Here is an 18078-nt window from a genome sequence, read left to right as displayed (position 1 = left end):
TCCTCCATGCCAGAGGTCCAAGACATGGTCCGGCTCGATTCGATAGGCATGGGCTATCGTCGGTAAGGTGCAGTTCCAGCAGCTCCAGTACTTCGTCGCGGTCGCCGAGACCCGGCACTTCACGCGTGCCGCCGAGCGCGTCCATGTCGCCCAGCCGTCGCTGTCCCAGCAGATCCGGGCGCTGGAGCGGGAGCTGGGCGCCGATCTGTTCCTGCGGGCGCGCGGCAACATCACGCTGACCGACGCGGGCGAGGCGCTGCTGCCGCTGGCCCGGCGGATCCTCGCCGACGCGGACACCGCCCGGCACGAGGTGCAGGAGCTGGCCCAGCTGCGCAGCGGACGGGTGCGGCTCGGCGCGACCCCGAGTCTGTGCACGGGCCTGCTGCCGGACGTGCTGCGCGCCTTCCACGACCGCTATCCCGGCATCCGGCTCATGGTCGAGGAGGGCGGCTCGCACGATCTCGTACGGGAACTCGCGCGCGGCGCCCTCGACCTCGCCCTCGTCGTCCTGCCGCTGCCCACGCCGTCCCCTGCGCTGACCACGGTGGAGCTGCTGCGCGAGGACCTGGTGGTCGTGTCGGCCCCCGACGCACCGGCCCCCGGCGACGGCCGCAGGGTGCGCGTCGCCGACCTGGAGGGCGAGCGGCTGGTCATGTTCCGGCACGGCTACGACCTGCGGGAGCTCACGGTCGCCGCGTGCCGCGCCGAGGGCTTCGAGCCGGACTTCGCCGTCGAGGGCGGCGAGATGGACGCCGTGCTCGGCTTCGTGCGCGCCGGGCTCGGGGTGGCCGTCGTGCCGCACATGGTGGCGGCCCGGTCCGGGAAGGGCCTGCGCGTGACCCCGCTCGCCCGGCCCGGGCTGCACCGCACCATCGCCCTGGCCCACCGCAGCGACGTGGCGCCGCCGAGGGCGGCCCGGGAGCTGCAGCGGATGCTGCTGGAGCGGTGAGCCCAGCGGGAGTGCCACACCACAGCGAACGTGACCGCCGTCACCCTCCCGTACGTACGCCGGGCTGGTTGTATAGGGGGCTCGCCCGGCACCGGCCCCGGCGGTGCGTCCTCAACCTGCCGATTTCGGCGACAGGTTGACGGTCTTCTCGGCACGGAGGTATGCAGCAGATCATGCTCGATGATGAGATGCGCCGCCTGGTGGCGGCCCAGGGACTGGGGTTTGTCGCCACCGTACGACCGGACGGCACCCCGAACCTCTCACCCAAGGGAACGACGGAAGTCTGGGACGACGAGCACCTCGTCTTTCTGGATACGCACTCGCCTGGAACGGTCGCGAACCTCGCGGTGAACCCGGCCGTGGAGATCAATGTCGTCGACCCGGTCCGCCGTAAGGGGTATCGCTTTCGCGGCGTGGCCGAGGTGCACACCAAGGGCGACGTGTACGAACAGATCGTCAACCGCTTCCAGAAGGGACGCGGTACAGACCCGGCTCGCGTGAAGTCGGCGGTGCTCGTACGGATCGTCGAAGTGGGACGACTCATTTCGCCTGCCTACGAGGGTGGTGCCAGTGAGGCGGACATCGTCGCGCGCTGGCGCCCACGGCTGGTCGCCGACCTCACTGAGTGACCCGACGTCAGCCCCTCGAGCACGGCCACTGGTCGGCGGCGGGCGGGACCGGGGTGCCCTGGTGGTAGTACATCCGCCAGCCCGTCTCCTCGTCGCGCTTGCGCCACAGGGAGGTGCGGCGCGCCCGCAGACCGTCGAAGTCGGTCTCGTACGTGAGCTGCACCAGACCGGGGGCCAGGAGGACGCCCGTGATCTCGGACGGCTCGTACCGGGGGCCGTCCGCCTGGCTGCCCGGGTGGCTGGGCAGCTCGGCGATCATCTCCGCGTACGTGTAGCGCCGCCCCGAGGAGCCGACCTCGACGAACTCGGGGTCGAGCAGGCGGAGGATCTCGCTGGGGGAGCTGCGGACGGCGGGGTCGTGGAGGCGCAGTTCGCCCTCGATCGCCTGCCGTACGTCATCCGGTTCCTGGGTCACGCGCACATGATCGCGCGCGGCCCCGGGAGTCGGGCAACCGTATTTCCGCCGGCTCAGCCCGTCGCGTCCACCAGCGCCAGGTCGTGCAGCCGCTCCGGCGGGCCGGGGCGGGCGTAGTACCAGCCCTGCGCCGTGTCGCAGCCGAGGATGCGCAACTGCTCGGCCTGGGCGCCCGTTTCGACGCCCTCGACCGTGACCGCGAGGTCGAGGCTGTGGGCGAGCGAGACGACACCCTCGACGATCTTGAGGTCGACGGGGTCGGCCGGGAACTGCTGCATGCTCTGGGTGAAGGAGCGGTCCAGCTTGAGGATGCTCACCGGCAGGCGGCGCAGGTTCGCCAGGTTCGAGTAGCCCGTCCCGAAGTCGTCCAGGGCGATGTCGACGCCCATCTCCGCGAGCCGGCGCAGCGGTTTGAGGAGGTCGTCGTCGGCGCCGATCAGGGCGGACTCGGTGACCTCCAGGCACAGCGCGTCGGGGGCCACGCCCGTACGCTCCAGGATGTCGACGGTGTCCTGGACCAGACCCGGGTGACTGAGCTGGCAGGGCGAGAGGTTGACGTTGATGCGCAGCGGGCCGGCCTCGGTGCCGTGGCCGTGGCGCTCGCGCCACTCGCGGGCCTGGCGGACCGACTCCTGGAGCACCCAGCGGCCCAACGGAACAATAAGGCCGGTGTGTTCCGCGAGCGGGATGAACCGGTCGGGGCCGAGCACGCCGTGCTGCGGGTGCAGCCAGCGCACCAGGGCCTCGGCGCCGCGAACGCTGCCGTCGCCGAGGTGGACGAGCGGCTGGTACTCGATGAAGAACTCGCCCCGGTCCAGGGCCGCGGGCAGCGCGGTGGTCAGTCCGTGCCGGGTGATGGCGCGGGCGTCGGCCTCCGGGGTAGCAAGCTCACAGCGGTTGCCGCCCGCGGACTTGGCCCGGTACATCGTGATGTCGGCGCTGCGCAGCACCTCGGCCGGGGTGCGCTCGCCCGCCGGGCCCTCGACGATGCCGATGCTGCCGCGCACGAGCAGGTCGCGGCCGTCGATGCTGACCGGGCTGGACAGCGCGCCCATGATGCGCTCGGCGAGCTCGTCGACCTCGCGCTCGGTGCCGGGGGCGGTGGTCAGCGCCACGAACTCGTCGCCGCCGAGCCGGGCGACCATCTCGCCGGGCGCGGTGGCGCACGACTGGAGGCGGTCGGCGATCTCGACGAGCAGCCGGTCGCCGGCGGCGTGCCCGAGGCTGTCGTTGACGGTCTTGAAGCCGTCCAGGTCGAGGTAACAGAGCCCGAAACGGCTGCCGTTGCCCGCGCCGACGGCCTTCTCCAGGCGCTCGAAGAACAGGGTGCGGTTGGGCAGCCCGGTGAGCGCATCGTGGGTGGCCTCGTAGCGCAGCCGGAGGTTGAGCAGCCGCCGTTCGGTGGTGTCCTCGACGAGGGCCAGCTGGTACTGCGGGTTGCCGTCGGCGTCGCGGAGCAGCGAGACCGTGAGGTTGGTCCACAGGGTCGTGCCGTCGGGGCGGTGGTAGGCCTTCTCCACGTTGTAGTGCTCGCGCTCGCCGCGTACGAGTTCGTCGTAGAGCCGCCAGACCTGGGGCGCGTCCTCGGGGTGGGTCCAGTCGCGGGCGTTGCGGCCGTGGACGAGCTGCTGGGAGCTGCCGAACATGCGTAGCAGGGCGGCGTTGGTCTGCAGGACGTTGCCGTCGAGGTCGGCGATGCCGATCCCTATGGCCGCGCCCTCGAACACCGCGCGGAAGCGGGCCTCGCTGTCGTGCAGGGCCTGCGCGACCACGCCCTGGGCCCTGAGCGCGGCCTGCGCGATGGCCTCCTGCTCGGCGAGGGTGCGCTCGCGCAGGGCGTGCGCGAAGCCGGCCGCCATGGCGTGCTGGAGCCGTGCGCAGCGGGTCCGCAGCTCGTCCTGGTGGCGGTCGTCCCCGCAGTAGAGCACCAGGTAGGCGTCGACGCAGTCCAGGGTGCGGCTGAGCGCCTCGGGGTCGGTGCAGTGGGTGCCGACCAGGGCGGCGCCGACCGCCTTCGCCGCCTCGGGGTCGAAGGCGCGCTTGCGCAATGCCTCGCTCAACCGGCGGGCCAGCGGCAGGAGTTGTTCCTCGAACTCGGGCCGGGTCATCGAGGTCGAGGTCACCGGGAACACCGCCCGGCTCCAGATCGTCGCGAACCGGCGCAGTCTGTCCTCGGGCCCGTCCGGCCGCGCGGCCGGGCCGTCCGCCTCCGCGGTCACGCCGCTCGCCCCACGCCGGCGAATCCGGAGAAGGCGTACGGATCGTCCTCCTCCTCCGATGCCGGCTGAGGCCGCCAGTGCGGCATCGGCACCAGCCCGGGTTCCACCATGTCGTACCCCTCGAAGAACCGCGCGATCTCCTCGCGCGAGCGCATGATCAGCGGGTTGCGGATGTCCTTGTACACGTCGACCGCGCCCTCGGCCCGCTGCGGCGCCAGCGGGATGCCCTCGTACGCGGCATGGGTGAGGATGAGCAGACTGCCGGGGGCGAGCGCCTGGCTCAGCTCGGCCACAGCGCCGTAGGGGTCGTCCGCGTCTTCCACGAAGTGCAGTATGGCAACGAGCAGCAGGGCCACTGGCCGATTCAGGTCGATGAGGCGCTCGACCTGAGGGCTCGACAGGATCTCCTGGGGCTTGCGGAGATCGGCGGCGAGGACGTCCGCCGCGTCGTTGCCCGCGAGGACCGCCTCGCTGTGCGCGACGGCCACCGGGTCGTGGTCGACGTACACCACGCGCGCGCCGGGACTGACCTCCTCGGCCACCTCGTGGACGTTGCCGAAGGCGGGGATGCCGGAGCCGATGTCCAGGAACTGGGTGACGCCCTCGCCGGCCGCGAAGCGCACGGCGCGACGCATGAACGCCCGGTTCGCCTGCATGATCTTCGGGAGCCCCGGCATGAACTCCATCGCCTTGCGGGCGGCCTCCCGGTCCACCTCGAAGTTGTGCGAGCCGCCCAGGTAGTAGTCGTAGATACGCGCGACGCTCGGCACCGAGATGTCGATGCTCCGTGGGGCCCAGGCGGGACGCTCCATGTATCTCTCCAAGGCGTAGGCGGTCCGGTGTTCGAGCCGAGGCTACTGATCGCCCGCCAACGGAGCGACCGGAACCGGAAATTGACGGTCCGTTCCCGGCCGCTGCCTGCGGCGTGTGCCCTGTCCGCCGCGCTGTGTGATGAGCGCACGCCACAGCGGTCCGCCCCCTCCGGTGTGGTGCGGAGGGGGCGGACCGGTGGTCGCGCGCCCGGGGTCGTACCGTTCGGCACTCGCGTGCCCGCGTCCCTCCCTTCCGCGGTGGTCCGATGCTTGACGGGGCGGGGCGATCAACCCTGGGGAGGTGATCTCTACTTGGGCGTGCCGACCGGCTTTCCGTCGGGCGCGACGGCGTACCAAGTGCCGCCGACGCCCTGACCGTTGGCGTCCCCGGGAGCCTGGTCACCGGAGAAGGTGTAGATCGGCCAGCAGTCGACCGTCATCTGCTTGGTGCCGTCGGGCCGGGTGAAGCCCATCAGGCCCTTCTTCTCGACGCCCTTGGTGTCGTCGGACTTGACGGGGGCGACCGCGGGCCACTTCTCCAGGCAGGCCCCGGTGCAGTTCGAGACGGACTTCGGCCAGGCCTTGTCCTTCATGAAGCGGTAGACCGTCATGCCGTTCTTGTCGACGACGATCTCGCCGAGCCGGGGGTCCTTGCGGGTCGACAGGCCCGGCAGCGCACCCTTGTCGATCTTCTTTCCGTCGGGTGCGAAGGCGAACCACTTGCCGCCCACGCCCTGGCCGTTGGCATCACCCGCGTTGAGGTCCTTCGCGTAGCGGTACGCCGGCCAGCCGTCGACCGTCAGCTGCTTGCTGCCGTCGGAGCGGGTGACCTCGCCGAGCAGCGCCTTGTCGATGCCGGCGCCCGCCGTGGCGTCGTTCGCGGGCACGGGCGGCCAGGTCTGGGCGCAGCCGCCGTCACAGGCGGACTTGGGCGGCTCGGCGGTGTCCTTGTCGAAGCGGTAGAGGGTGAGGCCGGAGTCGTCGGTCAGCACCCTGCCCAGCTTGGGGTTGGTGGCCGCGGACAGCTTGCCCGCGGAGTCGGCCCCGTCGTCGTCGGTGCCGTAGCCGCTGTCCGCGCCGCTGCCGATGTCGCTGCCCGGGTCGCCGTAGCCGCCCGGCGCAGCCGCGGTGGCACCGACGTTCTGGGCCGACGACGGGGTCGTGGCCTGGTCCTGGCCGCACGCGGTGGTCAGGGCCAGCACCGACGCGGCCGTTGCCACCAGTGAGGCGGTCCGCCACGAGGTCTTCATCGTCAACTCCCCATCATCGACCGGTTGTTGTGGCGTCTGCCTGGCAGCCGCACGACACTGGGTACGGACGGGGCGGGGTGGCGTGTTCAACCGTGGCGCGATTTTTTCTCACGGGGTGGCGCGCGGTGGCCCGGCGGGGCGGACTTCCGCTGTTCAAACCGCCGTACACCGTATGTCCCTCCTTCGGGCCAATCCCGCCGATGTCCGGCGTGGGACGGCTCCCAGCGACTCATGCTCCCGTCGTGCATGGACTCGAACCGACCCGACTCGCGTCCGTCGCAAGGGCGTTGACCCTGGCGACGCTGACGTGGATGCTCGTGGGCTGCCCGGCAGGCACGGCGTCGGCCGACGCCTGTGCGTACGCCTCGGCGGGACCGGACGGCAGCTACGCGGTGGCCGTCGCCGGCGGCTCCTGGCCGACGCCGCCGTGCCCGAGCCCCACGCCGCCGCCCTGCCCGCCGACCCCGACACCGACACCGACGCCCACTCCCCCGCCGCCGCCTCCGCCGCCCCCGCCGCCGAAACCCACCCCGCCGAAGCCGAAGCCCACGCCGAAGCCTCCGCCGCCGAAACCGGCACCGCCGCCGGTGCGTCCGCGCCCGGCGCCGCCCGAGCCGCCGCCCCCGCCGCCGCCCCCGGCCCCGGAGCCGAGGCCGCGTCCGGCCCCGCCGAAGCCGTCGCCGCCCGCCGAGCCCACCCCGCGTCCGTCCGTGACGCCGGTGAGCTATCCGCGGTACCGACCGAGGGCGACCACCCGGAAGGCGCCCCAGCGCACGTCCCCGGTCACCTACGTCCTGCTCATCACCGTGCCCGCGATCGTCGCCGTCGCCGCCCTGCGTCCGCGCTGACGGTCACCTGCTCGCCCGTTCCAGGAGGGCCTGTTGTCGGATTGGCTTGTTCTCGTCCTCGCGATGCTGGCCGCCTGTGCCGTGGTCGTCATCATCGCCCTCGTACGGCATCGCACGGCACCGGACGACGATCCCAGCGAGACCCCGGACGTCATCGAGTACATGACGATGTGGATCGGCGTGGTGTACGCCATCGTCCTCGGTCTGGCCATCGCCGGGGTCTGGGAGGCGCGCAGCGCGGCGCAGGACCACGTCCAGGCGGAGGCCCAGGCGCTGCACGAGATCTCGGAGCGGGTACGGGTCTATCCGCCCGAGATCCGTGACGCCGTACGGTCCGACGTCAACGCCTATGTCGGACACGTCGTCACCAAGGAGTGGAAGTCGATGACCGACCGGGGCGAGCTGACCGCGGCCGGCATCGCCCTGCTCGACGACATCCGGCGGGACGTGACGGACTACCGGCCGAAGACCGACTTCGAGGCGCAGGCCTACCAGCCGCTGGTCGACCAGGTGGCCGCGGTGGACCAGGCGCGCAGCGCCCGCGCCGACGCGACCGGGGCCACGATGCCGGGCGTGGTGTGGTTCGGGCTGCTCTTCGGGGCCGCGATCACGGTGGGCATGGTGTTCGCTCTCCAGATCCAGCGGACGAAACGGGAGCTCGTCCTGGCCGGGCTGTTCTCCGTGACGATCGCGTTCATGCTCTTCCTGATCTGGGACTTCGACGAGCCCTACAGCCGGGGCGCCGCCGCGACGGAGCCGTTCCTCCAGCTCTTCCCGCACCTCACGGGCTGAGCACCGGTGTCCGGCTCCGGACACGCGCGCCGGCCTTCGCCCGGACTCCGCCAGGGGCCCGGGCGAGGGCCTGTCGTCGCGGGGTGGTCGATTCCCGCTTCGGGTGGGCCGCCGGTTTCAGATCCGCCTCTCGTAGCGGCGGCGCACCCAGAACGCCGCGCCGCCGACCGCGGCCGAGGCGACCAGCCCGCCGCCGATGGCCATGTCCGTCGGGGTCGCGCCCGCGGTGGCACTGCCGCCGAGGCCGCCGTGCACGCCTCCGAGCACGGTGAACGCCCCTGCCCGGGTGAAGGTACGCCCGCCGCAGTTCACCGTGATCTCGTACCGGCCCGGCCGGGTGTCGTCGCTGATCGTCGCGATGCCCCTGGACGTGCTGCTGTCGACGGGGAACAGCGGCGCGTTACGGAAGGCGCGCGAGGAGATCGTGCCGTCACCCCGGCAGCCTTCCACGATGACGGTGATCTGGCCGCCGCGGGCGACCACGTTGGGCGTGACGATGACGTTCCGCCCGAAGTCCCCGCGGTCGCCGTCGAACCCGCCTCCGCCGAATCCGTCGTTCCCGGGCCGGTTTCCGTTGTTGTTCCCGAACCCGTTGTTGCCGTTGTTGCCGTTGTTGCCGTTGTTGCCGTTGTTGCCGTTGTTGCCGAACCCGTTGTTGCTTCCGTTTCCGTTTTCGTTTCCGTTGCCGAACCCGTTGTTGTTGCCGGGCCGGTTTCCGTTGTTGTTGCCGAAGCCGTTGTTGCCGTTGCCGTTGCCGTTGCCCGGTCCGAAGCCGTTGCCGGGGGCGATCCCGGCACCGGGTCCGACGCCGGGGCCGACCGGAACCCCGGGTCCGACCACCGTGCCGTTCCCCGGGGCGACCACGGCGCCGCCGCCGTTGCCCAGGCCTCCCACTCCGGTGCCGCCCGTCCCGCCCCCGCTGCCCATGCCGTCCGCGACGGCCGCGGGGGCGCAGAGCCCGAGGGCGGCGACCACGGCGGCCGCGACCGCCAGGGCGCGTGTGTGTGCCATGTGATCCTCCGCGGAGGCGCCCCGGGTCCCGTACCCGGTGGATCGGCGAGAAAGCACCTCCCGTACAGACCCTCAGATGCGGGGAACACGCCCGCATTTCGAGAATGGTCCGTCCCGGTGAGGTGACACGCCGAAGGAAAAGCACACAATCTGATGTTGTCGCAGGTCATGGACCGTCAGAAAAAATCCTGTCGGCGGCTACTCGGATGGCGCACCAAAAGTCGTCGGGGACACCCGTTCGCGCCTTCCGCCGTCGCCGGGCCCCTGCCGCGGGACTTAGCGTTCTCGTATGCGCGATTGACGTGGCGACTACGGCCCCGTCGAGAGGGGATGGCGAATGTACGCGTCCGAGCTGTCCTGGCTTGCCGTGGAGGAGGAGCGGCCCAGGAGGCGTGCCCCGTGGGGCGTCATAGCGCTGGTGCTGCTGACCGGGCTGGCGCTCATCCGCAACGGTTCGGGAGAGTTCGACGTCGGCCCGCCGCAGCCCGCTCCGGCGGCGGCCGCGGCGGCCGACACCCGCGTGCCGAGCGCGGCGCCCGCCCGGCCCGTACAGGCGCTGCCGTTCTCCGCCGCGGACCGGGTCGCCATTCCCGCGATCCGGGTCGACGCGCCCGTCGTGCCCGTGGGCCTGGACGAGGACGGCTGGATCGGGGCGCCGCCGCCCGAGAACCCGAACCTGGCCGGCTGGTTCACCGGCGCCGTCTCGCCCGGCGAGAAGGGGACCGCGGTCGTCGTCGGCCATGTCGACAACAAGTCGGGCCCCGCCGTGTTCTACGGCCTCGGCTCGCTGAAGAAGGGGGATCTCGTCGACGTACGGCGCGCGGACGGCAGGACGGCCGAGTTCGAGATCTACGGCGTCGAGGTCTTCGGCAAGAACGACTTCCCCGGCGACCGCGTCTACGGCGCGAAGGGCACTCCCGAGCTGCGAGTCATCACGTGCGGCGGCGGTTACTCGAAGCAGAACGGCTACGACGGCAACGTCGTCGTCTTCGCGCGCCTGGCCGAGGTCCGCTGAGCGGGCCCCGGCCGGGCGCGGGGGCGGTCAGACGGAGGCCCGCCTCGGCACGGTCAAGTGGTAGCCGTCGTCGAGCAGTTGGGGAAGGTAGCGCCGCAGGGCCTTGACGGTCTGCATGCGGTCGTAGCCCCCGGCGTCGTGGGAGAGCACCACGACGCCGGGGGCCGCGCCGTGTTCGACCGTGTCGACGATGGCGCTGGTGCCGGGGTCGGTCCAGTCGAGGCTGTCGACGGTCCAGGCCAGCGGCTCCATGTCCAGCTCGGAGCCGAGCTGGAAGACCGCCCGGTTCCAGGCGCCGTAGGGGGCACGGAACCAGCGGGGGCGCTCGCCGTAGGCCTCCTCGATGACCTCGCAGGTCCGTTCCATCTCGCTGCGGATCTGCGCGCGGCGCAGCTGGGTGAGCAGCGGATGGGACCAGGTGTGGTTGCCGACGACATGTCCCTCGTCGGCCATCCGGGACAGCAGGTGCGGGCTGCGCTCGGCCATCCCGCCGCACACGAAGAACGTGGCGCGGACGTCGTAGAGCGCCAGGGTGTCCAGGATGAGCGGGGTGTACTCGGGGTCGGGGCCGTCGTCGAAGGTCAGCAGCATGTGGCGGCCGCGTCCGGACATGCGCAGGATCGGCTCACGCCGCACGGGCGGCCGGGCGGGGGCGACCCGCGGGGGTCCGTCACCGGTGAGGGGCTGGAGCCGGTAGACGGAGGAGTTCGGCGCGGGGCGCGCCTGGGGGCCGGGGGCGGGCGCCGCGTGCCGCACGTGGGCGCTCTGGCCGGGCCCGGACAGGAGAAGTCCGGTGGTCCCGACCGCCCCCACGGCGGCGGCGCCGGCGAGCAACGCCCGGCGCCGCGTGAACAACTGATCCTTCTGCATGACCCATCAGTCGCCCCGACGGGTACCGGCGCACCACTAGGACACCGGTGCGGCGGCAGAAGATCACCCACTCGGCCCAGCCGTCGACCGCCCGGAGGGTGACCCGGCTCGGCGGCGACGCGGCCGGACGGCCGCAGCGCGACGTCCCGGACGGGTTCGCCGGCGTGCCGTCCGATAGCCTCACGGCCGTGACGGAACAGCACCAGCAGCACGAGCACCACGCGCACCGCTTCGAGCGGGGCACGGACGGTCCCCGGGTCATCATGGTCGGCCTGGACGGCTCCGAGTCCTCGCTGCGCGCCGCGGCCTACGCGGGCGGCCTGGCGCGGCGCCAGGGGGCCCTGCTGGCCGTCGTGTACGTGCAGCCGGTGGTGGCGGCCGGGGCGATGCTCGGGGCGCCGGTGACGGACACCACTGACGAGATCGCCGAGGACCTGATCGCGCAGATCCGGGAGGCGGCCGAGCGGGTCAGGGGGATATTCGACGTGCGCTGGGAGTTCCACACCTACCGCGGCGACCCCTACAACGGCCTGGTCCAGGCCGCGGACGAACTCACGGCGGACGCGGTCGTCGTGGGCGCCTCCGAGAAGGCCGGCCACCGCATCGTGGGCTCGGTGGCGGTGCGGCTGGTGAAGGCGGGGCGCTGGCCGGTGACGGTGGTGCCGTAGCGAGTGCCGCGCGGCGCCGCGCAGGGCATAGGACGGGACCGTGCGTGGCGTCTTCCGTCGAGGTCGTCACTGAGCCATCATGATCCGCCGTCAACCGATTGCCGTAGGCGAAGAGGTGAGGGACATGGCCAGGCTCCGCGCGGGTGAGGGCATCCTCCGTCGCAAACCCATTGAGCACATCGAGGACACGGAGGTGTCGGAGGGCCCTCGGCTCGAAAAGTCGCTCGGGCTCTGGCAGCTCACGGCGATCGGTGTGGGCGGCATCATCGGCGCGGGCATCTTCACCCTCGCCGGTACGGTGGCCAACGGCACCGCGGGGCCGGCGGTTCTGCTGTCGTTCCTCATCGCCGGTGTCGCGAGCGCGGCGGCCGCGCTGTCGTACGCCGAGTTCGCGGGCATGATCCCGAAGGCGGGCTCGGCCTACACCTACGGGTACGCGGTGCTGGGTGAGTTCGCGGGCTGGTTCATCGGCTGGGACCTGCTGCTGGAGTACACGGCGATCGTGGCGGTGGTCGCCATCGGCATCTCCGGCTACTTCAGCTTCCTGGTGCAGGAGCTGGGCGCCGATCTGCCCGTCTGGATGCTGGGGGCGCCCGGCACCGCGCCGGGGCGCCGGGTCGACCTCTTCGCCGTGATCCTGTGCCTGCTGATCGCCTGGCTGCTCAACCTCGGCATCCGCACCGCCGCCCGCTTCGAGACGTTCGTCGTCGCGCTCAAGGTGCTGGTCGTGCTGCTGGTGATCGGCGTCGGCGTGTTCCACATCACCAGCGCGAACTACCACCCGTTCTTCCCGTTCGGACTGAGCGGCGCTTTCACCGGCGCCGCGACGGTGTTCTTCGCGGTCTTCGGGTACGACGCCATGTCGACCGCGGCCGAGGAGTCGAAGGACGCGCAGCGGCACATGCCCAAGGCGATCATCTACTCGCTGATCATCGCGATGGTGCTGTACGTGGCGGCCTGCCTGGTGCTGACGGGCATGCAGAACTACAAGGACATCGACCCGGAGAGCGGTTTCTCGTCGGCGTTCAAGTCGGTGGGCCTGAGCGGACTCGCGGACGTGATCGCGGTGGGCGCGATCATCGGCATCCTCACCGTGATGTTCACGTTCATGCTGGGCGTGACCCGGGTGTGGTTCGCCATGTCCCGTGACGGGCTGCTGCCCAAGTGGTTCGCGAAGACGCACCCGACGCGTCATGTGCCGACCCGCGTGACCTGGATCGTCGGCGTCGCGTCGGCCGCCATCGCCGGGTTCGTCCCGATCGCGCAGGCGGCCGAACTGACCAACATCGGCATCCTGTTGGCGTTCGTCGTGGTGTGCGCTGCGGTGATCGTGCTGCGTTACAAGCAGCCCGACCTTCCGCGCACGTTCCGTACCCCGTGGATGCCGTTCGTGCCGGCGCTGGGCGTCCTCTTCTCGCTGTGGCTGATCACGTTCCTGCAGTGGCAGACGTGGGTGCGCTTCGCCATCTGGTTCGCGATCGGGTGCGTGATCTACTTCGGGTACTCGTACAAGCGGTCGGCGCTGGCGGCCCGCCCGCCCGAGCGGACGGGCCGCTAGGGTCTGTCGTTTGGATCAGGCCGGCTGTGAGGTGCGGTACTTCTCGACCGACCCGAGCGGGGTCTGGTGCGTGCAGCTGCAAGGCGGAGGAGGGCGTCGACGCGATGGGGGTCCCCCCGCGCGAGCGGAGCCGAGCGTGGGGGAGTTGGCAACCGACGACAACGCGGCAGATGTGCGTGCCAGGCCCCGCGACGCCGGGATGATCCAAACGACAGACCCTAGACACTCCTGGCGCCTCAGAGCGTGCGGAGGAAGTCCGCCAGTGCCTCGTTGAAGGCGTCGGGCTTCTCCATGTTGGGGTAGTGGCCGGTGCCCTCGATCGTCACCGACCGGCCGTGGGGCGCCGAGTCGGCGACCCGCTGGGCCATCGCGATGGCGTCGGTGGCGTCGAGGGCGCCGTGGATGGCCAGGACGGGCACGTCGATCTTCGCCAGCCGCTCCCAGGTACCGGTCAGCGGCTCCTTCCGCTCAGGCTCGCCGAGGGTGTGCTTCGCGAGGGTGTGCGCGACCATCTCCCGCAGCCGCCGTACGACGTCCGGGTCCGCCTCGTCCCCCGCGCGGTGCGGACCCGCGACGTTGTGCTTGAACCCTTCGAGGTACCCGGCGATGTCGCCCGCCGAGAGCAGGCCTACCCCCTTGGCCAACCGCTGCAGGGTCCAGGGGTCGGTGTACTCGAACTCGCTGGTGCCGGCGCCGTTGACGACGAGGGCACGGACCAGGTGCGGGTACTCCAGCGCGGTGTCGGTGGCGACGGCGGAGCCCATGCAGACCCCGACCAGGACCGCCGGGCCGATATCGAGGTGGCGCAGCAGTCCGGCGAGGTCGTCGGCCCAGCGGAACGGGCGGCTCGCGTTCGCCGACCAGCCGTGGCCGCGGGTGTCGGGTGCGATGACCCGGTACGCGGGGGCGAAGGCCCGTATCTGGTCCTCGAACACGCGGTGGTCGGCGTATCCGGAGTGCAGCAGGACCAGGGGCTCGCCGGTGCCGCCGGTGTCGAGGTAGGCGAGGTCGCCGTCGGTGGATGTGACGAAGCGCAGTTCCGAAGCAACTGTCATGACAACCAAGGTGTCATCTCGACCGCCGTTTGGCAACCAAGGTGTCATGATGGCTCCGTGAGCGACATCGACGAACCCCTCTCCCCCGACGAACTCGGCCACCGTCTCACCGAGGTGTTCGATCTGGTCGGCCCCCTCTACCGGCGCGCGGCGCGCAAGGTGGACCAGGCGGAACCCGTCGAGGGCGTGTCCGCCGGCGTCCGCGCGGTGCTGAACCTGCTGCGCGTCCACGGTCCGCTGACCGTCCCGCAGATGGCCCGCGACCAGGCGATCAGCCGCCAGTTCGTGCAGCGCATGGTCAACGAGGCCGCGGGGCACGGCTGGGTGGAGAGCGTGCCGAACCCCGCGCACCAGCGGTCCTCCCTGATCCGGCTGACGGAGGGGGGCCGCACGACGATCACGCGGGTCCTCGGCCGCGAGCACCAGCTGATGCGCCAGGTGGGCGGCGACCTGACGGCGGCCGAGGTGGCGGCGTGCGTGCGGGTTCTCGGCGCGATGGTGCGCACCTTCGAGCAGGGCGACCCCGACTGACGTGCACCCGCCGCCCCGGCTTGGTCACTGCCCCATGACCAGCCCGTCCTTGGCGGCGCCCCGGCTGAGCGTCACGTCCCGAATGCGGTCGCGCACGCTGGTCAGTTCGGCCCCGGCGGCGATCGCCTGGTTGAGGTCGAGGGTGCGTCCGGCGTCGAGGTCGTACATCTGCGGGACGAACTCGGCGCGGCGCACCCGCCAGCGCTCGCCGCGGTGGGCGGGCGCGGTGAAGGTGAAGCGGGCGAGGGTGGACTGGTTGGCGCGCTGGTCCCGGGCGCCCTCATGGTTGGTCATCTCGCCGGCGATCTGGTCGCCGAGGCCGTAGACGACCCAGGTGCCGTTGACCTTCTCGTACGCCTGCGGGACGTGGGCGTGGGTGCCGAGGATGAGGTCGACGTCCGGACGTCCGCCGGTGCGCGAGGCGGTGAGGCGCTGGGCGAGGGCGACCTGGCGCTCGTCGGGGGCGTCCTGCCATTCGGTGCCCCAGTTCAGGGACACCACGACCACGTCGGCGCCCGCCTTCCGGGCGGCGCGGGCGTCGGCGAGGATACGCCCCTCGTCGATGAGACCGACGGCCCACGGCTGCCCCGGTGGCGGAACGATGCCGTTCGTGCTGTCCGCGTACGACAGGTGCGCGACCTTCGCGGGGCCCGCCGGTAGCAGGGTGACCGTGTGGGCCTCGTCCTCGGTCCGGGCCGTGCCCGCGTGCCGCAGGCCCGTGCCGTCCATGGCGTCCAGGGTGCGGCGGATGCCGGCGGCGCCGTCGTCGAGCGCGTGGGCGGAGGCGGTGGAGCAGCTGTCGTAGCCGGTCGCGGTGAGGCCGAGGGCGATCTCCGGCGGCGACTTGAAGACGGGGCCGCCCGAGTAGTCGCCGTTCTCGCCGTACACCGTGTCCATGTGACACAGCGCCAGATCCGCCCGGGAGACGACGGACTGGATGCCGGACAGCATGGGGAGGAAGTCGAAGCCGTTGCCGTTCGCGTCGAAGTTCGCCCGCTCCATGACGGAGGTGTCGGGGAGGATGTCGCCGGACGCGACGAGGGTGAAGTCGCGGGCGGCGGGCGGTGCCGGGCGGGCGGGACTGGCGGACTCGTGCCGCGCCTGGGCCTGACAGGCCGCGGCCGCCGTCAGGAGGGCGGTGAGGGCCAGGGCCACCTGGCGTCTGCGTGCGATCATCAGCTCACCCCAAGGGTGTCGTCTCTCCAGGTTGTATTTACACACAAATGGGTACGAATCTGGCCGCCGCCGCAAACAGTCCCGCCGCCCTCATTAGCCCGTCCGGTGTCGGGGACCGGTCTTGACGGACCGTTCGTCGCACCGTTCGCCGACGCGATCGACCGCCCGCCGCAGATCCGTGTGCGCCCCCTGTCGGGCCGGCGCCCCCTGCGGTGCCATACGCCCATGACGGCCGGAGACACCCTCACCCGCGGGACGACGACCGCCGAGCACGAGCTCGCCGCGCTGCAACGCGAGCACGGACGCCCCCTGTTCGCCCTGCTGCTGCGGCTGTGCGACGGGGACCGGCAGCGCGCCGAGGACCTCGTGCAGGAGACCTTCGTACGTGCCTGGCAGCATCCCGAGGCGCTGCGCGCCGACCGCTTCGACTCCGTACGCCCCTGGCTGCTGACGGTCGGCCGGCGGCTCGCGATCGACGCGCGGCGGGCCCGGCAGGCGCGTCCGCCGGAGGTGGGCGACGCGGTCCTGGAGAACGTGCGCGTGTGCGCCGACCATGCCGAGCGGGCCGCCGCGACGCTCGATGTGCGCGAGGCCGTGAAGACGCTCTCGCCCGAACACCGGGAAGTCCTGGTGCTGGTGTACTTCCAGGGGGCCAGTGTGGCGGAGGCCGCCGAGACCCTGGGCATTCCACCCGGAACGGTGAAGTCCCGTGCGTTCTACGCGTTGCGTGCCCTGCGCCGGGTACTTCCCGGGTACGCGGCCGACCTGCGCTGAAACCGAAGCCCACGCAAAGGCTTCGCAAAGCGCCTTGCTGTGGACCACGCTTGGGCAATCAGCTGTCTTCATCCGTGTTCCGGACCGGGGGCCAGGGTTCGGGCGACGCGCACGTACCGGAGGAAGGCAGGAAGGGATGCTGCACAGAGGTCACGAGAGCACGGACGGCACCGGCGGCGACAAGCTGACCGTCCCCATGGCCTGGCTGTACGCCGAGTACATCGCCGACGAACTGCTGCGCACCGGCGACCTGATGCCGCCCACGTCCTTCGAGTTCCGGGCCGGCCGGGACGCCCTGGCGCTGACCGTCTTCCTGTCCGACTCCGGCGGCGAGCTCTCCGGCATCCGGGTCGTCACCCAGCTGGAGAACTGGCTCTCGCTGACGGCCTACGACCAGCCGTGGCAGGACTGGGTGCGCGAGCGCCTGGACCTGCTCACCGTCGAGGCGGCCGGCTCCGGCGGCCCCTCGCCCGACCTCGACCTGGCGGCCGACGCCTGGCGCTGGCTGGAGGAGACCGAGCTGCTCGCCCCCGACCTCGACGCCGTACCGGGCGGCGGACCGGCGATCGGCGAGGACGACGGACCGAAGGTGTGGACGCCCGCCTGGCGGCTCGGGCTACCCCTCGGGCACCTCGCGATCCACCTCTTCTGAGCCGCCGGCCACCGTTTCCGAACCGCCGGGCCGAACCGCCTGGCTTTTCCGAACCGGCACCAATCCGCGGCCGCGATGGCTCCGAATCACCCTCTTGGGTTGCGATCCGGCGGTGGCTTGAGTGATTCGGCTGTCGGGTGCGTACGGGTGGGAGCAAGGAGTGACGCCCCCCGCACCCTACGGCACGAGGATTCGGCATGAGGTCCCTGGAACGGCATCGTGACGTCGGCGCCTACGCGCTCGGCGTGCTGGACGAGGTGGAGACGTTCCGCTTCGAGGACCACCTCATGGAGTGCCCGCGCTGCACCGCACGCGTGACCGAATTCGGCCCGGCGGCACGGCAGTTGATGCTGTACCGGAGGGCCACCCCGCGCTTCGTGGCCCCGTTGGCCCTGCCCGGCCCCCGGCTGCTGGACCGGCTGCTCACCGAGGTGGCCAGGCGCCACCGCGTCCACCGCAGGCGCTTCCTGTACGGCCTGGCCGCCTCGGTGGTGCTCGCCCTGACCGGCCCCGGCCTCACCCTGTACGCCGGCCAGGGCAGCGCCCCCGCCCGCGTCCTGGCGGCGACCGACGCGCACTCCGGCGTCCGGGCGCAGGTCAGAGTCGAGGACCGGGACTGGGGCAGCGACGTCGAGCTGAAGGTGACGGACGCGACGGGCCCGCACACCTGCCGCCTGATAGCCGTCGCCCGCGACGGCTCGGAACAGGCCCTGACCAGCTGGACCGTCCCCGGCCGTGACACCCGTACGAGCACCATGGAGGGCGGCTCCGCCCTGCACCCCGACCAGATCGCCCGCTACGAGGTCCGCACCAGGGACGGACGGCCGCTGGTGACGATCGGGGCCCGCTGACTT

Annotated in this window: 20 protein-coding genes; 11 read left to right on the top strand and 9 right to left on the bottom strand. The window is 71.7% G+C overall.

Annotated elements, in window-relative coordinates:
• The first annotated feature begins 67 nt into the window (after nucleotides 1-67).
• On the top strand, nucleotides 68-949 hold the full coding sequence (locus QFZ74_RS27880) for a LysR family transcriptional regulator (RefSeq protein WP_307623596.1): 882 nt from the start codon (nucleotides 68-70) through the stop codon (nucleotides 947-949).
• 161 nt (nucleotides 950-1110) lie between these two features.
• The gene (locus QFZ74_RS27875; protein ID WP_307623595.1) at nucleotides 1111-1578 is read left to right on the top strand and encodes a pyridoxamine 5'-phosphate oxidase family protein; all 468 of its coding nucleotides are present in this window, start codon (nucleotides 1111-1113) and stop codon (nucleotides 1576-1578) included.
• 7 nt (nucleotides 1579-1585) lie between these two features.
• Here QFZ74_RS27875 and QFZ74_RS27870 read toward each other — a convergent pair whose 3' ends face one another.
• From QFZ74_RS27870 to QFZ74_RS27850, 5 genes are all read right to left on the bottom strand, one after another.
• Entirely contained in the window at nucleotides 1586-1993 is a 408-nt protein-coding gene (locus tag QFZ74_RS27870; protein ID WP_307623594.1) for a nuclear transport factor 2 family protein, read from the bottom strand.
• Nucleotides 1994-2046: 53 nt separating this feature from the next.
• Nucleotides 2047-4212: a bifunctional diguanylate cyclase/phosphodiesterase gene (locus tag QFZ74_RS27865; RefSeq protein ID WP_307623593.1), complete on the bottom strand. Its 2166-nt coding sequence runs from the start codon at nucleotides 4210-4212 to the stop codon at nucleotides 2047-2049.
• Nucleotides 4209-5024, bottom strand: coding sequence for an SAM-dependent methyltransferase (locus tag QFZ74_RS27860; protein ID WP_307623592.1), 816 nt, complete (start codon nucleotides 5022-5024; stop codon nucleotides 4209-4211). The genes QFZ74_RS27865 and QFZ74_RS27860 overlap by 4 nt, the downstream gene beginning before the upstream one ends.
• Nucleotides 5025-5332: 308 nt before the next feature.
• Entirely contained in the window at nucleotides 5333-6274 is a 942-nt protein-coding gene (locus QFZ74_RS27855; protein ID WP_307624302.1) for an SCO0930 family lipoprotein, read from the bottom strand.
• A 385-nt stretch (nucleotides 6275-6659) separates the two neighbouring features.
• Nucleotides 6660-6971 (bottom strand): hypothetical protein, encoded by a 312-nt coding sequence (locus tag QFZ74_RS27850; RefSeq protein ID WP_307623591.1) that lies wholly within the window; start codon nucleotides 6969-6971, stop codon nucleotides 6660-6662.
• 22 nt (nucleotides 6972-6993) lie between these two features.
• Here QFZ74_RS27850 and QFZ74_RS27845 point away from each other — a divergent pair, with 22 nt between their 5' ends.
• A complete protein-coding gene (locus tag QFZ74_RS27845; protein WP_307623590.1) occupies nucleotides 6994-7122 on the top strand; it encodes a hypothetical protein in 129 nt (42 codons plus the stop codon).
• 33 nt (nucleotides 7123-7155) lie between these two features.
• Nucleotides 7156-7914: a DUF4239 domain-containing protein gene (locus QFZ74_RS27840; RefSeq protein ID WP_307623589.1), complete on the top strand. Its 759-nt coding sequence runs from the start codon at nucleotides 7156-7158 to the stop codon at nucleotides 7912-7914.
• 117 nt (nucleotides 7915-8031) lie between these two features.
• Here the strand turns inward: QFZ74_RS27840 and QFZ74_RS27835 are convergent, their stop codons facing one another.
• Nucleotides 8032-8925 carry a hypothetical protein gene (locus tag QFZ74_RS27835; RefSeq protein ID WP_307623588.1) on the bottom strand — a complete coding sequence of 298 codons (894 nt, stop codon included), beginning with the start codon at nucleotides 8923-8925 and terminating at the stop codon, nucleotides 8032-8034.
• A gap of 337 nt (nucleotides 8926-9262) precedes the next feature.
• Here QFZ74_RS27835 and QFZ74_RS27830 point away from each other — a divergent pair, with 337 nt between their 5' ends.
• Complete coding sequence (locus QFZ74_RS27830) at nucleotides 9263-9940, top strand: class F sortase (RefSeq protein WP_307623587.1); 678 nt, start codon at nucleotides 9263-9265, stop codon at nucleotides 9938-9940.
• Between the two features lie 27 nt (nucleotides 9941-9967).
• Here the strand turns inward: QFZ74_RS27830 and QFZ74_RS27825 are convergent, their stop codons facing one another.
• The gene (locus QFZ74_RS27825; protein WP_307623586.1) at nucleotides 9968-10810 is read right to left on the bottom strand and encodes a polysaccharide deacetylase family protein; all 843 of its coding nucleotides are present in this window, start codon (nucleotides 10808-10810) and stop codon (nucleotides 9968-9970) included.
• 263 nt (nucleotides 10811-11073) lie between these two features.
• On the opposite strand from QFZ74_RS27825, the gene QFZ74_RS27820 reads away from it, so the two are divergent.
• Together QFZ74_RS27820 and QFZ74_RS27815 are read left to right on the top strand one after the other, a co-directional pair.
• Nucleotides 11074-11478 carry a universal stress protein gene (locus QFZ74_RS27820; RefSeq protein WP_307624301.1) on the top strand — a complete coding sequence of 135 codons (405 nt, stop codon included), beginning with the start codon at nucleotides 11074-11076 and terminating at the stop codon, nucleotides 11476-11478.
• Nucleotides 11479-11602: 124 nt separating this feature from the next.
• Nucleotides 11603-13036 carry an amino acid permease gene (locus tag QFZ74_RS27815; protein ID WP_307623585.1) on the top strand — a complete coding sequence of 478 codons (1434 nt, stop codon included), beginning with the start codon at nucleotides 11603-11605 and terminating at the stop codon, nucleotides 13034-13036.
• A gap of 236 nt (nucleotides 13037-13272) precedes the next feature.
• Here QFZ74_RS27815 and QFZ74_RS27810 read toward each other — a convergent pair whose 3' ends face one another.
• Entirely contained in the window at nucleotides 13273-14091 is an 819-nt protein-coding gene (locus QFZ74_RS27810; protein ID WP_307623584.1) for an alpha/beta fold hydrolase, read from the bottom strand.
• Nucleotides 14092-14148: 57 nt separating this feature from the next.
• Here QFZ74_RS27810 and QFZ74_RS27805 point away from each other — a divergent pair, with 57 nt between their 5' ends.
• Nucleotides 14149-14622 (top strand): MarR family winged helix-turn-helix transcriptional regulator, encoded by a 474-nt coding sequence (locus tag QFZ74_RS27805; protein WP_307623582.1) that lies wholly within the window; start codon nucleotides 14149-14151, stop codon nucleotides 14620-14622.
• Nucleotides 14623-14646: 24 nt separating this feature from the next.
• Here the strand turns inward: QFZ74_RS27805 and QFZ74_RS27800 are convergent, their stop codons facing one another.
• Complete coding sequence (locus QFZ74_RS27800; RefSeq protein WP_307623581.1) at nucleotides 14647-15798, bottom strand: CapA family protein; 1152 nt, start codon at nucleotides 15796-15798, stop codon at nucleotides 14647-14649.
• A 225-nt stretch (nucleotides 15799-16023) separates the two neighbouring features.
• Here QFZ74_RS27800 and QFZ74_RS27795 point away from each other — a divergent pair, with 225 nt between their 5' ends.
• From QFZ74_RS27795 to QFZ74_RS27785, 3 genes are all read left to right on the top strand, one after another.
• Complete coding sequence (locus QFZ74_RS27795; protein WP_307623580.1) at nucleotides 16024-16572, top strand: sigma-70 family RNA polymerase sigma factor; 549 nt, start codon at nucleotides 16024-16026, stop codon at nucleotides 16570-16572.
• Between the two features lie 136 nt (nucleotides 16573-16708).
• The gene (locus QFZ74_RS27790) at nucleotides 16709-17224 is read left to right on the top strand and encodes a hypothetical protein (protein WP_307623579.1); all 516 of its coding nucleotides are present in this window, start codon (nucleotides 16709-16711) and stop codon (nucleotides 17222-17224) included.
• A gap of 197 nt (nucleotides 17225-17421) precedes the next feature.
• Nucleotides 17422-18075 (top strand): zf-HC2 domain-containing protein, encoded by a 654-nt coding sequence (locus tag QFZ74_RS27785; protein WP_307623578.1) that lies wholly within the window; start codon nucleotides 17422-17424, stop codon nucleotides 18073-18075.
• Nucleotides 18076-18078 lie beyond the last annotated feature (3 nt).

Origin of the sequence: Streptomyces sp. V3I7 (assembly GCF_030817495.1) — a bacterium.
Taxonomy (GTDB): Bacteria; Actinomycetota; Actinomycetes; order Streptomycetales; family Streptomycetaceae; genus Streptomyces.
The sequence above is the reverse complement of the archived record's forward strand: the minus strand, read 5'-3'. Positions and strand labels throughout refer to the sequence as shown.

Excerpts from the sequence above, each read along its gene's own strand:
- QFZ74_RS27860 (WP_307623592.1), bottom strand. The coding sequence starts at position 5,024 with ATGGAGCGTCCCGCCTGGGCCCCACGGAGCATCGACATCTCGGTGCCG.
- QFZ74_RS27810 (WP_307623584.1), bottom strand. The coding sequence starts at position 14,091 with ATGACAGTTGCTTCGGAACTGCGCTTCGTCACATCCACCGACGGCGAC.
- QFZ74_RS27820 (WP_307624301.1), top strand. The coding sequence starts at position 11,074 with ATGGTCGGCCTGGACGGCTCCGAGTCCTCGCTGCGCGCCGCGGCCTAC.
- QFZ74_RS27835 (WP_307623588.1), bottom strand. The coding sequence starts at position 8,925 with ATGGCACACACACGCGCCCTGGCGGTCGCGGCCGCCGTGGTCGCCGCC.
- QFZ74_RS27795 (WP_307623580.1), top strand. The coding sequence starts at position 16,024 with ATGACGGCCGGAGACACCCTCACCCGCGGGACGACGACCGCCGAGCAC.
- QFZ74_RS27785 (WP_307623578.1), top strand. The coding sequence starts at position 17,422 with ATGAGGTCCCTGGAACGGCATCGTGACGTCGGCGCCTACGCGCTCGGC.
- QFZ74_RS27825 (WP_307623586.1), bottom strand. The coding sequence starts at position 10,810 with ATGCAGAAGGATCAGTTGTTCACGCGGCGCCGGGCGTTGCTCGCCGGC.
- QFZ74_RS27855 (WP_307624302.1), bottom strand. The coding sequence starts at position 6,274 with ATGAAGACCTCGTGGCGGACCGCCTCACTGGTGGCAACGGCCGCGTCG.
- QFZ74_RS27875 (WP_307623595.1), top strand. The coding sequence starts at position 1,111 with ATGCAGCAGATCATGCTCGATGATGAGATGCGCCGCCTGGTGGCGGCC.
- QFZ74_RS27800 (WP_307623581.1), bottom strand. The coding sequence starts at position 15,798 with ATGATCGCACGCAGACGCCAGGTGGCCCTGGCCCTCACCGCCCTCCTG.
- QFZ74_RS27830 (WP_307623587.1), top strand. The coding sequence starts at position 9,263 with ATGTACGCGTCCGAGCTGTCCTGGCTTGCCGTGGAGGAGGAGCGGCCC.
- QFZ74_RS27815 (WP_307623585.1), top strand. The coding sequence starts at position 11,603 with ATGGCCAGGCTCCGCGCGGGTGAGGGCATCCTCCGTCGCAAACCCATT.
- QFZ74_RS27790 (WP_307623579.1), top strand. The coding sequence starts at position 16,709 with ATGCTGCACAGAGGTCACGAGAGCACGGACGGCACCGGCGGCGACAAG.